Source organism: Litchfieldella rifensis, from assembly GCF_042646605.1.
Lineage (GTDB): Bacteria > Pseudomonadota > Gammaproteobacteria > Pseudomonadales > Halomonadaceae > Litchfieldella > Litchfieldella rifensis.
Genome location: NZ_JBHRUG010000016.1, coordinates 1 through 14,823, shown reverse-complemented (window position 1 = coordinate 14,823; position 14,823 = coordinate 1). Strand labels below are relative to the sequence as shown.

General features: G+C 63.2%; 15 protein-coding genes, 1 rRNA gene and 1 pseudogene. 4 read left to right on the top strand and 13 right to left on the bottom strand.

Translation table 11 applies throughout. The annotated features are described in order from the left end of the window. Positions 1–15: 15 nt before the first annotated feature. On the top strand, positions 16–723 hold the full coding sequence (locus ACFOEV_RS06470; RefSeq protein ID WP_386772431.1) for a type 1 glutamine amidotransferase: 708 nt from the start codon (positions 16–18) through the stop codon (positions 721–723). On the opposite strand, the gene mnmH is transcribed toward ACFOEV_RS06470, so the two are convergent. The 11 genes from mnmH to ACFOEV_RS06415 form a co-directional block, all read right to left on the bottom strand. After that, the gene (gene mnmH / locus ACFOEV_RS06465; RefSeq protein WP_386772324.1) at positions 703–1,794 is read right to left on the bottom strand and encodes a tRNA 2-selenouridine(34) synthase MnmH; all 1,092 of its coding nucleotides are present in this window, start codon (positions 1,792–1,794) and stop codon (positions 703–705) included. The two genes, ACFOEV_RS06470 and mnmH, sit on opposite strands and share 21 nt — an antisense overlap. Further along, the gene (gene selD, locus ACFOEV_RS06460) at positions 1,791–2,828 is read right to left on the bottom strand and encodes a selenide, water dikinase SelD (protein ID WP_386772323.1); all 1,038 of its coding nucleotides are present in this window, start codon (positions 2,826–2,828) and stop codon (positions 1,791–1,793) included. The genes mnmH and selD overlap by 4 nt, the downstream gene beginning before the upstream one ends. A gap of 56 nt (positions 2,829–2,884) precedes the next feature. Further along, positions 2,885–4,258, bottom strand: a complete 1,374-nt coding sequence (radA, locus tag ACFOEV_RS06455; RefSeq protein ID WP_386772322.1) for a DNA repair protein RadA — start codon at positions 4,256–4,258, stop codon at positions 2,885–2,887. 98 nt (positions 4,259–4,356) lie between these two features. Beyond that, positions 4,357–4,809 carry a copper resistance protein NlpE N-terminal domain-containing protein gene (locus ACFOEV_RS06450; protein WP_386772321.1) on the bottom strand — a complete coding sequence of 151 codons (453 nt, stop codon included), beginning with the start codon at positions 4,807–4,809 and terminating at the stop codon, positions 4,357–4,359. A 306-nt stretch (positions 4,810–5,115) separates the two neighbouring features. After that, the gene (locus tag ACFOEV_RS06445; protein ID WP_386772320.1) at positions 5,116–5,772 is read right to left on the bottom strand and encodes a L,D-transpeptidase family protein; all 657 of its coding nucleotides are present in this window, start codon (positions 5,770–5,772) and stop codon (positions 5,116–5,118) included. A gap of 81 nt (positions 5,773–5,853) precedes the next feature. Then, positions 5,854–7,104, bottom strand: a complete 1,251-nt coding sequence (locus ACFOEV_RS06440) for a multidrug effflux MFS transporter (protein WP_386772319.1) — start codon at positions 7,102–7,104, stop codon at positions 5,854–5,856. A gap of 81 nt (positions 7,105–7,185) precedes the next feature. Further along, on the bottom strand, positions 7,186–7,830 hold the full coding sequence (maiA, locus tag ACFOEV_RS06435) for a maleylacetoacetate isomerase (RefSeq protein ID WP_386772318.1): 645 nt from the start codon (positions 7,828–7,830) through the stop codon (positions 7,186–7,188). 32 nt (positions 7,831–7,862) lie between these two features. Next, positions 7,863–8,882 carry a fumarylacetoacetate hydrolase family protein gene (locus ACFOEV_RS06430; protein WP_386772317.1) on the bottom strand — a complete coding sequence of 340 codons (1,020 nt, stop codon included), beginning with the start codon at positions 8,880–8,882 and terminating at the stop codon, positions 7,863–7,865. Between the two features lie 47 nt (positions 8,883–8,929). Beyond that, on the bottom strand, positions 8,930–10,240 hold the full coding sequence (gene hmgA / locus ACFOEV_RS06425) for a homogentisate 1,2-dioxygenase (protein ID WP_386772316.1): 1,311 nt from the start codon (positions 10,238–10,240) through the stop codon (positions 8,930–8,932). Positions 10,241–10,250: 10 nt separating this feature from the next. Beyond that, positions 10,251–10,376, bottom strand: coding sequence for a DUF2783 domain-containing protein (locus ACFOEV_RS06420; RefSeq protein WP_386772315.1), 126 nt, complete (start codon positions 10,374–10,376; stop codon positions 10,251–10,253). A 28-nt stretch (positions 10,377–10,404) separates the two neighbouring features. Beyond that, complete coding sequence (locus tag ACFOEV_RS06415) at positions 10,405–11,376, bottom strand: MBL fold metallo-hydrolase (protein ID WP_386772314.1); 972 nt, start codon at positions 11,374–11,376, stop codon at positions 10,405–10,407. A gap of 180 nt (positions 11,377–11,556) precedes the next feature. Here ACFOEV_RS06415 and ACFOEV_RS06410 point away from each other — a divergent pair. Both ACFOEV_RS06410 and ACFOEV_RS06405 read left to right on the top strand, forming a co-directional pair. After that, positions 11,557–11,833 (top strand): annotated as a pseudogene (locus tag ACFOEV_RS06410) (TRAP transporter large permease subunit); the annotation flags it as partial. Positions 11,834–11,854: 21 nt separating this feature from the next. Beyond that, the gene (locus ACFOEV_RS06405; RefSeq protein ID WP_386772313.1) at positions 11,855–12,373 is read left to right on the top strand and encodes a MarR family winged helix-turn-helix transcriptional regulator; all 519 of its coding nucleotides are present in this window, start codon (positions 11,855–11,857) and stop codon (positions 12,371–12,373) included. Positions 12,374–12,528: 155 nt separating this feature from the next. Here the strand turns inward: ACFOEV_RS06405 and ACFOEV_RS06400 are convergent, their stop codons facing one another. Further along, positions 12,529–13,416 (bottom strand): AEC family transporter, encoded by an 888-nt coding sequence (locus ACFOEV_RS06400; protein ID WP_386772312.1) that lies wholly within the window; start codon positions 13,414–13,416, stop codon positions 12,529–12,531. Positions 13,417–13,540: 124 nt separating this feature from the next. Between ACFOEV_RS06400 and hisC the strand changes: the two genes are divergently transcribed. Next, positions 13,541–14,596 (top strand): histidinol-phosphate transaminase, encoded by a 1,056-nt coding sequence (gene hisC, locus ACFOEV_RS06395; protein ID WP_386772311.1) that lies wholly within the window; start codon positions 13,541–13,543, stop codon positions 14,594–14,596. Positions 14,597–14,721: 125 nt separating this feature from the next. On the opposite strand, the gene rrf is transcribed toward hisC, so the two are convergent. Continuing rightward, positions 14,722–14,823: ribosomal RNA gene (rrf, locus tag ACFOEV_RS06390) — 5S ribosomal RNA — on the bottom strand; the annotation flags it as partial.

Here is a 14,823-nt window from a genome sequence, read left to right as displayed (position 1 = left end):
CATCATGGGCTCATCATGCATATCTACTTCCTTCAACACGCGTCTCACATGGGTCCCGCCCGGCTCGCCGACTGGCTGGTGGGGATGGGCCATAGTCATAATAGTTGCCATCTCGATGCCGGTGAGGCGCCACCGCGCCTGGATGACTGCGATGGCCTGATCGTACTCGACGGCCCCATCAGCCTCGAGGATGACGATCCGCCCTCCTGGCTCAAGCGCGAGAAGAAACTGATCGCCCGCGCCCTGAAGAGTGGCAAGCCGGTGCTGGGGATCGGCCTGGGGGCCCAGCTCATCGCCGACGGACTCGGCGCCATCGTCTCGCGTGGCACCTACACCGAGATCGGTTGGCACTCGATCACGCTGGCGCCGGACAGCCCCTTCGATCTGCCCGAACACTTCGAGGCACTGATGTGGCACCGGGATATCTTCGGGCTTCCCGACGGCGCCCTGCCACTGGGCTCGAGCTCGGCCAGCCCGCTGCAGGGTTTCGCCTGGGATGCGGGCCGGGTGATCGGCCTCCAGTGTCATCTGGAAGCCACCAGCACCAGCGCCGAGGCGCTGCTCGACCACCCACTCCAACATTTCGACGGCCTCGAGAGTCGTGCCCCTGGGCGTTACGTTCAGGATCGCGACGCCATCCTCGCCGATCCCCGACGCTTCGACCGTCTGGCCGCCCTGCTCGACCGGGTACTGGTGCAGTGGCTACACAGCGTACCGGCCTGACCACTCGCGCGCCGCTTCCAGACAGCTCTCCCAGTCGCCCACATGCAGGAAGGTCTGGTCATGCTTTTCGAGCTGGTGGCGATACAGGGGATCGTAATATTCGGTGAGCAACGGCGCCAACCAGGCTTCGTGGGCTTGGCGATTGCCTCGCTCGTGCTCGCGAAAGGCCAGCGCCTGCAGACGCTGCAGGCGGGCCAGCCGCGCGCCACCGAGGCGTTTTTTCAATCTCGCCAGCGCGCCGGCAAGCTGCTTGCGCATCAGTGTCCAGCCCAGCCACTCGCCGTACTGCTGCGAGTAGATCGTCCACAGGTCATCGATATAGTCCTTGCGGATCTGTGCCAGGCGCCAGTCCAGGGGCATTTCCACACGCAGGCGAGGGGCTCGCTCCATGGCGCGCCAGAAGGAGAGTGGCACATTGACCGCACCGATATGGCGCGATTCGTCCTCGACCACGCAGGGGCCATCGATTTCCAGCAGGCCCAGCCCCATGGCGTGTTCGAAGTCGATCTGCGAGGGTGCCACCAGCGGATGGCGCCCGAAGGCCGAGCCCTTGTGGCGGGCACAGGCTTCCAGATCCAGGCCATTGTCGAGTCGCTGGATCAGTGTCGTCTTGGCACAGCCGGTCAGGCCCCCCACCACCAGCAACGGCCGTTCGGCGGCGGCATCGATGCGCGCGCACAGCGCTTGGCGCATGGCCTTCCAGCCACCGCGAATACGTGGCCGCTCGATACCGGCGTCCAGCAACCACTGCTGGGCGACCTGCGAACGCAGCCCCCCGCGGAAGCAGTAGAGAATGGCATCCGGATGCTTGGCCAGTTCACGCTGCCAGGCAGCGAGACGCGAGCGCTTGATGCCACCCGCCACCAACCGTTGACCCAGCTCGATCGCCGCCTGCTGCCCGTGTTGCTTGTAGGTCAGGCCGATGCGCTGGCGTTCCTCGTCGTCCATCAGCGGCAGGTTGACCGCTCCCGGCAAGGCGCCTTGCGCAAACTCCACCGGTGCCCGCACGTCGATCAGCACGCGCCTCTCACGCAACAGCCCAAGCTCCGGCTCGACCAGCGGTAGGCTCATCCACGCACCTCGATCAAGGCTTCGCCCCTGGCCGCCACGATCTCGCCGAAGGGTACCAGTTCGAGCTCGTAGGCCCGGCCGATCCGCTCGACGTCGTCCTCCCAGGAGGGATGCACCGACAGCAGCAGTCCACCCGAGGTCTGCGGGTCGCACAGCCACTGCCAGTGAGCCTCGTCCATGGGCGGCAACTTCGTCCCCAGTGCGTGACGGTTGCGCTCGCTGCCGCCGGGCACCGCTCCCTGGCGCCGATAGGCCTCGGCCTGGGCCAGGCGGGGAAGACGCTTGAAGTCGATGCGCGCCGCCACGCCACTGGCCTCACACACCTCCGCCAGATGGCCGGCCAGGCCGAAGCCGGTGACATCGGTCATGGCATGCACGCCCTGGATCCTGGCCAGCTGGGCCCCGATGTCGTTGGACTTGAGCATGGTTTCACGGGCCAACCCCTGATGCCCGGGCTGGATCAGTCCCTTCTTCTCGGCGGTAGTCAGCATGCCCACGCCCAGCGGTTTGGTCAGATAGAGTAGATCGCCGACCTGAGCCCCCTTGTTGAGCTTGAGATGCTCCAGGTCGACCAGCCCGTTGACCGCCAGACCGAAGATCGGCTCCGGTGCATCGATCGAGTGCCCGCCGGCCAGGGCCAGGCCCAGCTCACGGCATACCGCCTGGGCACCGGCGACCACATCGCCGGCGATATCCGCTCCCAGCTTGTCCAGCGGCCAGCCCAGGATGCCCAACGCCATGATCGGCGTGCCGCCCATGGCATAGACATCGCTGATGGCATTGGTGGCGGCGATGCGCCCGAAATCGAAGGGATCATCGACGATGGGCATAAAGAAGTCCGTGGTGGCGATCACGCCGCGACCATCGCCCAGATCATAGACGGCGGCATCTTCCCGGCCCTGATTGCCGACGATCAGCCGCGCATGACTGGCCCCGGGCCCGGCCTTGGCGAGAATGCCATCCAGCACGTCGGGGGCGATCTTGCAGCCACAACCGGCACCGTGGCTATATTGGGTCAGGCGAATGGCGCTCATCGTTCCCTCCTTCGTTGCCTCATGTCTTGATTCTACATCACAGTGGCGGCGTCCACTCACAGCGCCTCCAGAGCTTCGGCCAGTTTCTCGACGGCGATCACCTCCATGCCCTCCGGTGCGCTCTTGGGTGCATTGCCACGCGGCACGATGGCGCGGGTGAAGCCATGCTTGGCGGCTTCGACGATCCGCTCCTGGCCGCTGGGCACCGGCCGGATCTCGCCGGACAGGCCCACTTCACCGAACACCACCAATTCGCGCGGCAGCGGGCGGTTCTGCAGGCTCGAGACCACCGCCAGCAACACCGCCAGGTCGGCACTGGTCTCCAGCACCTTGACCCCGCCCACGACATTGAGAAACACATCCTGGTCGCCGGTGAACAGGCCGCCATGGCGGTGCAACACGGCCAGCAGCATGGCCAGGCGATTCGGGTCGAGCCCCACCGCCACGCGCCGGGGATTGCCCAGCGCCGATTCGTCGACCAGCGCCTGCACCTCGACCAGGATCGGCCGCGTGCCCTCCCAGACCACCATCACCAGGCTGCCGGCGCTCTGTTCCTCGTTGCGCGACAGGAAGATGGCACTGGGGTTCTTCACTTCCTTGAGGCCATGTTCGAGCATCGCGAATACCCCCAGCTCGTTGACCGCGCCGAAGCGATTCTTCTGGCCACGCAGGGTGCGAAAACGCGAGTCGGCCCCGCCTTCCAGCAGCAGCGAGGCATCGATCATGTGCTCGAGCACCTTGGGACCGGCCAGGCTGCCGTCCTTGGTCACGTGCCCCACCAACAGCAGTACGGTGTCCGACTGCTTAGCGAAGCGCGTCAGTGCTGCCGCCGATTCGCGCACCTGAGCCACACCGCCCGGCGCCGAGCCGATATCCTCCAGATGCATGGTCTGGATGGAGTCGATGATCAGGACTTCCGGACGTTCGCGTTCGGCCACGCCGAGCACGGTTTCGACACTGGTCTCGGCCAGCATCTTCAGCCCCTGCACCGGCAACTGCAGTCGGTGGGCACGCATCGCCACCTGCGACAACGACTCTTCACCGGTGACATACAGCACCCGTTTCTGCTGCGCCAGCTTGCAGGCGGTCTGCAGCAGCAGCGTGGACTTGCCGGCCCCGGGATGACCGCCCAGCAGCACCGCCGACCCCGGTACCAGGCCGCCACCCAGCACCCGATCGAACTCCCCGAAGGTCGAGGAGAAGCGCGGCACCTCGGAGAGGTCGACGGCGGCGAGATCGACCACTTCACGCGACACGACGCCGGCATAACCGCTACGCCCGGTGACGGCAGGCGATGCTCCTGGGCGCGGTGGCGACAAGCGAACCTCACTCAACGTATTCCATTCGCGACAGCTCGAGCACTGTCCCTGCCACTTGCTGTATTCGGCACCGCACTCGGTGCATACGAAGGCACTCTTCGCTTTGGCCATCCCGGCTCGTTCCCCCTGACTGGCTCGTCCGTCATTCTAACAGCACCTGGAAATGCAAGAGGCGGCCCTTGGCCGCCCCTCGCGTCAGTGCTCACGGCTCATTGGCGCCGCAACTGCAACATCTCGTTGTTCTGGAAACGGCGCCGCTCGGGGTCGATCAGCTCCAAGGTCTGTTCATCGACGCGCAGAAAGTAGTAGATCTGCCCATCGCCATCCGGCGTCAGCTCATAGACGGTGGCATTCGGATCGACTGCCGTACCACTCAGCGCCTCCCACTGACCGGCATAGTTTTCGTCAGGCGGGTTCTGCGGATGCTCCCGATAGGTGGCATCGAGGGTAAAGGTGCGTTCCTCGGCCGGTGCCTGTTCATCCCCTTCCAGCCGTACATCGATGTCGATACCGGCACAGTTACGGCAGGGCAAGGTGCCCTGATAGTGGGCTACGCCCTCTGCCGTATCTTCCGTCATGGGCGGCGCGTCCGTGGGACCGGCGGCACAACCTGCCAGCATGGCAAGCATGGCAGAACCAACCAGCAACGTCCTGACTTGCATGAGAGTCCTCCTAACCAATGGGCCTAGCGCCGCTACCACGGCGACTTGCTTAACAGCATAACGACAAGTGGCCTTCACGGACAGTTCCGGATGCCAGGCAATGCGGTCCGTATTGGCGACTGCCCCGCCCCTGTCACACCCAGCGCACTGCACTGACCCGATCCAGGCTGGTGATTGTCATCCAGAGGCATGATACCCCTGTGGCAGAGGTTGGACATCAATCACCGCTTCAAAAGGGGAAATATCTCCGCTTGGTTTCATTTGAAACAAACTTGATCGACATCAAGGCGGAGACGATCTGAGCGATCAGCGAATCACCACCAGCGTGCCGACATCCAGCCAGCGTTCCAGCATCTGGATTTCCGCATTGGTGACGGCGATACAGCCTTCGGTCCAGTCGCGGATCTGGTGGAACCTGACAGGGCGATTGCCGAGGCCATGGATGCCGATATGGCCGCCCAGCGGTGTGTGGGCCGGGGAGCGGCCGTGCTGACGCCGGTAGATCCGGTAATCGCGATAGTCCCGATCAGTGAGAATGCCGTTCCGCCAGGCCTCGTGGACGATGTCCGGGGTCGGGTAGTCGATCCCGAAAAACAGCTTGAAGCGGCTCTGGCGGTTGATTCTGTCGATGCGGAATTCACCGATGGGCGTCTGGCTGCTGCCTTGCAGGCGGATACGGTTGGCCCCGGCCGTGCCAAAAGCCAGGTAAGGGATCGTCAGAATGCGGTGCTCGCCCTGGAACAGCGCCAGTTCTCGTCGTTTCAGGTCGATGCGCACCCAGACTTCTTCAGGAGCCACCTTGGGGAGTTCGATGGCAGCCAACTCGGACCATAGCGAGATCGTTTCTTCGATTGTTGGGGCAATAGTCGCGACCGAGGATGCCAAGCGATGCATACCGGCCTGCGTGCTCGTCGCGATCAGCAGAAAGGTGGCAGTCAGCGCCACTAGCAAGGATTTGGGCATGGGCGACTCGGGGGTTTGGCATCGGTTCACCCCGATTGTTATGGATTTTCGTGAGTCACCATCGCGTTTATTGCGCGAGTTTTAGCCGCTATTTCTCACTTTGACATCGTGCCTTGAGGTACTGGCACGGAGACTCCTCGACCGAACCGGCGCTAGCGGGCGCACCACCCGCCAATAGCTGACCAGCGCCAGCAAGCCAGCCAAGCCGATGGCGATGGCCATGGTGCGCGAGGTGCCGTCGTGAAGCTGGCCGACAACGGCACCTACGAGTGCGGCGGTGGTCATCTGCAGGAAGCCGAACAGCGACGAGGCCGAACCGGCGCAGTGCGGGTTGGGCGCCAGCGCGCCGGCCATGCTCTGCGGCATCAGGATGCCGAACCCGAACAGGAACAGCACCTGCGGCCCGATCACGGCCCAGGCGGCATACGCGCCGGCCAGGGCCAGTACGGCCATGGCGGTGCCGGCCAGGGCGCACATCAGGCTGGCGATCAGGATCAAGCGGTCGCGCCCCAGGCGATGGCCGTAACGGCCACTGGTCAGCGAGCCAATGAAGAAGCCGCCGACGATCAGCGAGAAGCCGATGCCGTACTGCAAGGGTGAAAGCCCCATGAACTCGATCAGTACGAAGGATGAACCGGACAGGTAGGCGAACAACCCGGAGAAGCCCGTGGCATTGACCAGCGTATAGCCGAGGAAGCTACGCTGGGTGAGCAGCATGCGGAAGTTGGCCAGGATGACCCGGGGACGGACCGACTGACGCTGCTCTGTCGCGAGCGGCTCGGGCATGGCCAACGCCATCACCAGCAACATCGCCCCGGAATAGAGCGCCAGCAGCACGAACACCGATTGCCAGCCGAAGAACAACAGCAGGCCGGCACCCACGAGGGGGGCCAACGCCGGCGCCAGGGCCATGGTGCTGGCCATGTAGGAAAGGATGCGCCCGGCTTCCAGGGGGCCATGAATGTCGCGCACCGCCGCGCGACCCAGCACCGGGCCGGCGGCCCCGCCGAAGGCCTGCAGGAAGCGCCCCACCAGCAGGACCTCGATGCTCGGCGCCAAGGCACAAAGCAAACTGGCGAACAGGAACAGGCTGACGCCGGCAATCAGTACCGGCTTGCGCCCGTAGCGATCCGAGACGGGGCCGCAGACCAGTTGAGCCAAGGCGAAGCCGGCCATGTACAGGCTGAGCGTCAACTGCACCTGATCGGGACCGGTGCCGAGGGATTCGGCCATGGCCGGCATCGCCGGCAGATACATGTCGGTGGCAAGCGGTCCCAGCGCGGTCAGCGCCGCCAGCACCAGCACCATGGTGGGAGAAGTCAGCCTCAGCACCCGATCCTCCTTGGCAATCGAACGAACAACAAACGGGCGCGACTCATGCCGCGCCCGCTTCATTAGCTTGCTTATTATAACTCAGTTCGCATCCGGCTGCTCCTCGGGTGCCGCTCGCTGGAAAGCTTCGAGAGTGCGGCAGTTGGCAGTGATGCGCCGAATACGCGGATACGGCGAGAGATCGCACTCGAAACGCTCGGCGTTATATACCTGTGGTACCAGGCAGACATCGGCCAGGCTCGGCATGTCGCCATGGCAGAAGTCGCCACTGCCCGCCTCGCGGGAGAGCATCGTCTCCAGGGCGGTGAAACCCTCGGCAATCCAGTGACGGTACCATGTCAGCTTGGCGTCCGCGTCCACCTTCAGCTCGTTAACCAGATACTTGAGTACCCGCAGGTTGTTGAGCGGATGGATCTCGCAGGCCACCAGTTGGGCCAGGGCTCGCACCCGGGCGCGATCCGCGGGTTCGGCCGGCAGCAATGGCGGCTCGGGATAGCGCTCCTCCAGGTACTCGCAGATCGCCAGCGACTGGATCAACTGGGTGCCGTCGTCGATGGTGAGCATCGGCACCAGCCCTTGAGGGTGGCGGGCCATGTACACCTCGGCCCGCTGCTCACCCTTGATCAGGTTGACCGGGGCCTGGTCGTACGCCAGGCCCTTGAGGTTCAGCGTGATGCGCACCCGGTAGGCGGCCGACGAGCGGAAATAGCCATAAAGCGTCGTCATTTGCCTGCCTCCTTGAGGTTGGGATATTGAGCTCATTTTGGCTGATATTTCACCACCTGCTGGTCGATGGCACCGAAGATGCTCTGGCCCTGGCGATCGAACATCTCGATGCGCACCCGGTCGCCAAAGCGCATGAACGGCGTACGGCTATCGCCGTGCAGGATCTTCTCGACCATGCGCACCTCGGCCAGGCAGCTGTAGCCGACGCCACCCTCGCTGACCGGCTTACCCGGGTCGCCGTCGGGGCCGGGGTTGGAGACGGTGCCCGAGCCGACGATGGCCCCGGCGCCAAGATAGCGTGTCCGGGCGGCGTGGGCGACGAGTTGCGGGAAGCTGAAGATCATGTCGGGGCCGGCTGCGGGCTCACCGAACTTCTCGCCGTTCAAGTGCACGGTAAGTGGCAGGTGGACCCTACCGTCGCGCCAGGCGTCGCCCAGTTCATCCGGCGTCACGGCGATCGGCGAGAAGCTCGACGCTGGCTTGGCCTGGAAGAAGCCGAAGCCTTTGGCCAGTTCACCGGGGATCAGGCCGCGCAGGCTGACATCGTTGACCAGCATCACGAGTTTGATGTGGCCGGCGGCCTGTTCCGGGGTCACCGCCATCGGCACATCGTCGGTGATCACCGCGATCTCGCCCTCGAAGTCGATACCGTGATCTTCGCTGATTGCCTCGATGTCCTCGGTGGGAGCCAGGAAGTGGTCGCCGCCCCCCTGATACATCAGCGGGTCGGTCCAGAAGGTCTCGGGCATCTCGGCGTTACGTGCCTGGCGTACCAGTTGCACGTGATTGAGATAGGCCGAGCCGTCGGCCCAGTGATAGCTGCGTGGCAGCGGCGAGTGCAGCTCGGTCATGTCCAGGTCGAAAGCATCGTCTTCCTGGCTGCTATTGAGAGAGGCGTAGACCTGTCCCAAGCGAGGGGCGAGGGTGTCCCAGTGCTCGATGGCTTGCTGCAGGGTGGCGGCGATCTCGGGCACGCGCACCGCGCGGGTCAGGTCGCGGGAGACCACGATCAGCTCACCGTCGCGGCCTTTATTGAGAGTGGCGAGTTTCATCTTGCATCAATCCTTGTCGTCAGAGGTATCGTGTTCGGCGCTGTCGTTCAGGGCATCGAGGGGTCGAAATGCGAGCGCAGGCCGGCCCAGACATCGACGTAGTCGCGCTGGCGGAAGTCGGCCTCCAGGGCTGTTGGTGTCGGCTGGAAGACATAGCGACTCTCGAACATGAAGGCCAGCGTATCGCCCTGGTACTGCGGTGTCAGTTCAGCGTGGGTGGCCCTCTCGAAGGTGTCGGCGTCGGGCCCGTGGGGCGACATGCAGTTGTGCAGGCTGGCCCCGCCAGGCAGGAAGCCTTCCGCCTTGGCATCGTATTCGCCATGGATCAGCCCCATGAATTCGCTCATCAGGTTGCGATGGAAATAAGGCGGGCGGAAGGTGTTCTCGGCCACCATCCAGCGTGGCGGGAAGATCACGAAGTCGACGTTGGCCATCCCGGGCGTGTTGGAGGGTGAAGTCAGCACGGTGAAGATCGACGGGTCCGGGTGGTCGAAACTCACGGTGTTGATGGTATTGAACTTGGCCAGGTCATACTTGTAAGGCGCGTAGTTGCCGTGCCAGGCCACCACATCCAGCGGCGAGTGATCGAGATGCGAGGCCCAGAAGCGCCCGGAAAACTTGGCCACCAGCTCAAAGTCGCCCGAGAGATCCTCATAGGCCGCCTCGGGGCTCAGGAAGTCACGCGGGTTGGCCAGGCCGTTGGCGCCGATCGGGCCCAGGCCGGGCAGTTCCAGCGGACTGCCGTAGTTCTCGCAGATATAGCCGCGGGCGGCGTCGGCTCCCCTGCCCAAGCGTACTTGGAACTTGAGGCCACGCGGAATCACCGCGATCTCGCCGTTGGCCACGTGGAGCTCGCCCAACTCGGTGCGCAGGCGCAGGGCTCCGAGCTGGGGCACGATCAGCAGTTCGCCGTCGGCGTTGTAGAAGAAACGCCGGTGCATGTCCTGATTACAGGTATAGAGGTGCACGCCGCAACCAGCCTGGGCCCCGGCATCGCCGTTGACCGCCACCGTGAGCAGGCCGTCGACGAAGTCGGTGGGATCCTCGGGGATCGGCAGCGGATCCCAGCGCATCTGGTTGGGATCGGCGGCGGGTTCCAGCGGCGGCGCAGTGGCCACCTGCCCCTGCGACAGCGGGCGATAGGCCGACTGCGCCACCGACGGACGTATGCGATACAGCCAACTACGCAGATTCTGGTGACGCGATGCGGTAAAGGCCGAGCCGGTCAGTTGCTCAGCGTATAGACCATACGGACAGCGCTGCGGCGAATTCTGGCCTTTCGGCAAGGCGCCGGGCAGTGCCTCGCTGGCGAAGTGGTTGCGGAAACCGCTCTGGTATTGAAGGTCGTTGATGTTCATGCAGTCATCCTCACGCATTCATGATCGTGGTTCGCCCCGAGGCAGGCTCGCGACCGGCCGCCAGGCTTGCAATGCTCAGGGTCTCTTCTAGCACTTGCTGATCGCCGATATGGTTGGCCAGCAACAGGACCGGCACCGTCCAGTTCTGGTCCCGAGCCGCGATCTCATTCCTGCTTCTCGACCACTTCCTGCAGCGAGTGCCACATCTGCTGGTCGCGCTCGGCGGTCCAGATCCGCGGATCGGGATGTTCGCCACCTGCCTCGTCGTAACAGCGGGTGATGTCGAACGGCAGGCAGTGGTCGAAGATCACCCAGTGGCCATACTTGGGCTTGAGCGCAGCGTAGGTCTCGGCATAGCACTCGGAAAGCGACTTGCCGGCGGCCTTGCCGGCCCTGACGCTGCCGTACATGTCGGCCAGGAAGTCACGGGTACCCTCGATCGCCTCGCGGCACTGCTCGGGCGTCCGCAGGGCCTCCCCACGGCCGGGTACCAGCTTCTGTGGATCGAGCGCGAGGAGCCGGTCGAGGGTGACAGGCCAGTCCTCGTGGTAGGCATCGCCGGTGTAGGGAGTGGCGCCGTACTCGACCAGATCACCGGAAAACAGGACGTTTTCCTGGGGTAGCCAGACCACGGTATCGCCCTTGGTGTGGCCCCTGCCCAGGTGCATGATCTTCACCTCACGGCTGCCCATGAACACGCTCAACTCGCGGTCGAAAACGAGGGTCGGCCAGGTCAGGCCGGGCACTGAGCCCACGCCTTGGAACAAGCGCGGGAAGCGACCGACCTCGGACTCGAAGTCCTGCTGGCCACGCTCGACGATCAACTCGTAGGTATGGCGACTGGCATAGATGTGCTCGGCCTGATAGGCGGAGGCTCCCAGCACGCGAACCGCATGGTAGTGGCTCATCACCACATGCTTGATTGGCTTGTCGGTGATTTCGCGAATGCGCCGGATCACGTCCTCGGCCATGATCGGCGTGGCCTGGGTGTCGACCACCATCACGCTGTCATCACCGATGATGATCCCGGTATTGGGATCGCCCTCGGCGGTATAGGCGTAGAGGCCCTCGGCGAGCTTGGTGAAGCTGACCTGCTTCTCTTTGGTATCGGCATGGGAAGCGAACTGCTTGCTCATGGAGTTTCCTCACCGACATTTAGTTTTAAATGAAACCATATCAAGAGAAAACCATAGCGCATGACGCCTTGCAATGCCATCCCGCAGTCAGAAAAAACGCCAGCCATGCCACGAAACGCGCCTCCTCCCTCATCTAGGACATAGGTTCAAGACGCAAAATAGTTGCAAAAGATACTATTACTGTCGATGCTAACGGTGCCGGTGTTCTTCCCGGTGGTGGCCGGCCTGGAGTATGACCTGGTGTGGTTCGGCATTCTGGTGGTGATCGTCATCGAGATCAGCCTGATCACGCCCCCGCGGGAATGAATGTCTTCGTACTGCGCGCTGTATTGCCGGATGTCTCCACAGGTACAATCCTCCGGGGAGTGACGCCCTTCTGGTTCGCCGGCATGGGGGTGCGGTGCTGGTGCTTGTCTTTCCCGGCATCGCACTGCTACTGCCGCAACTGCTTTACTGACGACGCGGATGGAGAGCTGCGATGGACTCGGATGTGCAACGGCAATCATCTTCCGGCAAAGACGACACAGGTGATCGTAGCCGACCACCGAAGCCGGAACTGGACCTCAACCAGTTCCTGCCCTACCGGCTTAACAGCCTGGCGGATCGCATAAGCCAGGCATTGTCGCAGATCTATGACCAGCGCTTCGCGATCAACGTGGCCGAATGGCGGGTGCTGGCCTGGCTCAGTCACCGTGATGTTCTCACGGCCAAGCAGATCTGTGACTTCACCCGCATGGACAAGGCGCGGGTCTCCCGCGCCGTGCAGTCGCTGGAGGAGCGGGAGTTGATTCGTCGCACCCAGTCCACCAGCGACCAGCGCATCCATTACCTGCACCTGACATCCGCCGGAGAGAAACTTCTGGGCGAACTGATTCCCGAGGCCCATGCCTGGGAAACCGAGCTGGTCTCCACGCTGACCGCGGGCGAGTATCGAGATCTGTTCAATACCATGAGCAAGCTGGAGCGGCAGTTGGAGCGTCTCGAACGTCAGCGCTAAGGAAGCACTGAATCAATCGACAAGCATGCTCAAGCGCAAGGCGCACGGAGCACAGGAACCGGAGCATATGGGTATGTGAGGATTCCGACCGGGCTGGCGCACCAGCACCGCGCAACGCAGCGATTGAGTAGCGCAGGCATTTAGTCATTGTTTCCCTAGGTTCCGACATGGGCAAACACCACGGCCAGCACCATGGGCATGACCACCAGGCTGCCCAGATTCCCGATCAGGACCAGCGACGCCACCTTGTGCGGCTCCTGCCGATACTGCTCGGCGACCAGATAATTGAGAACCGCCGGAGGCAATGCAGCGAAGACCCAGAGCGTCGCAGCCTGCAGTCCCGTCAGCTCCAGCCACCAGACCAGCGGTGCCGCCAGTATCAAACCGCTGAGTGGGCACAATACGGCGCCCAGGACACCCGTCCGCCAAGCGCTGAAGTCGATATCCAGCATCCGCACCCCGAGCGCGAACAGCATCAGCGGAATGCATACGCCCCCCAGCATGTTCAGTGCCTCCAACAGCCAGCCAGGCAACGGCACTCCCCCCAGGTTGACCCCAAGGCCGGCAAGACTGGCGAGTACGATCGGCATCCTCAGCAACCGCCACAACGGCGTATGAGGGCTCAGCATGTACAGCCCCACCGAGAAGTGCAGCAGCATCTCGATGATGAACACTACCACCGCCGCCGGCAGCGCGGCTTCGCCGAACGCCAGCACGAGCAGCGGAATGCCCATGTTGCCGGAGTTATTGAACATCATCGGCGGCAGGAAGGTCTTGGGATCGAACCGCAACCAGCGTGTCAGCGGCCATAGCAGCAGGCCGGATCCGAGTACGACGACTGCGGCACCCAACGCCAGAGTGGCATATTCTTCCAGTGGCGCCTGGCGATCGGCAAGCACGGCAAACACCAGCATGGGCACGAACAGTTCCATATTGAGCGTGTTGAGCCCACGGACGTCCGGCGTGCGAAAACGCCCATAAAGCGCACCGCAGCCGGCGATCAAGAACACCGGCAACAAGGTAGAGAGAATCTTGGCAATCATCCAGCAACCCCTAAAGTAGGCATCCCAGACTAGCACGCCAATGACTTGCGCGGCGCCCCAGGCCACGTCACCATAACCAAAGTGCTATCCTCTGACACGCCGTCCATTGCCGATACGAGTGACCATGAGCAAGTTCTGGAGTCCCGTCGTCCGCGACCTGATCCCCTATGTACCGGGCGAGCAGCCGCGTGAACGCCTAATCAAGCTGAATACCAACGAGAACCCTTACCCTCCCGCACCAGGCGTGGGGCAGGTCTTGCGTGATTATCCTACCGACCATCTGCGCCTCTACCCAGACCCGGAGTCCCGTGCCCTGCGCGAGGCCCTGGCCCGAGAGCATGGTATCGAGGCCGATCAGGTTTTCGTGGGCAATGGTTCCGACGAAGTCCTCGCCTTGGCCTTTCAGGCGTTCTTTTGCCAGGAAAGGCCGCTGTCGATGCCGGCCATTACCTACAGTTTCTATCCGGTTTATTGCCGCCTGTACGGTATCGATTATCGCACCCTGGCCCTTGGCGACGAATGGCAGGTCCCCCTGGAGGCCTTCGATGCGCAAAGTGGCGGGATCGTATTCGCCAATCCCAATGCGCCCACCGGTCATGGCCACGACCGCGACGCAATCGCCGCCTTGCTCGAGCGAGTGACCGAGTGTGTGGTGTTGATCGATGAGGCCTATGTGGATTTCGGGGGCGAGAGTGCCATTCCCCTGATTCAGCAATATCCCAACCTGCTGGTTACCGGCACCTTTTCCAAATCCCGTAGTCTGGCGGGATTGCGACTCGGCTATGCCATTGGTTCCCGGGAGCTTGTCGAAGGTCTCGAGCGGGTCAAGAACTCCTTCAATTCTTATCCCATCGACAGCCTGGCCAATGCCGCGGGCGTGGCCGCCCTGGAAGACAGGGAGCATTTCGAGGCCTGCCGCGAGAAGGTGATCACCACCCGGGAGCGTACCCGTCGCCAGTTGGAGAGACTCGGCTTCGAGGTGCTTCCCTCGCAAACCAACTTCATGCTCACACGTCACCCCGAGCATGACGCCGCCCAGTTGTTCGCCGGTCTGCGCGAGCGCGGCATTCTGGTGCGCCATTTCAACACCGAGGCCTTGCGTGATTTTCTGCGCATCTCCATCGGCACCGAAGACGAGATGATCAGCCTGATTGAGGCCCTCGAGGCGCTCTGCCGCTGAGCTCTCCCACTCCCTGAGTCCAATGTCCAGAAACAAAAAACCAGCCTTGTCGGGGCTGGTTTTTTTACGAATCGCAGACATGAAAAACCCCCGATCTCGAACGAGATCGGGGGTTTCGAAGAAGTGCCTGACGATGACCTACTCTCGCATGGGGAGACCCCACACTACCATCGGCGCTGAGCGGTTTCACTGCTGAGTTCGGCATGGGATCAGGTGGTTCCCGCACG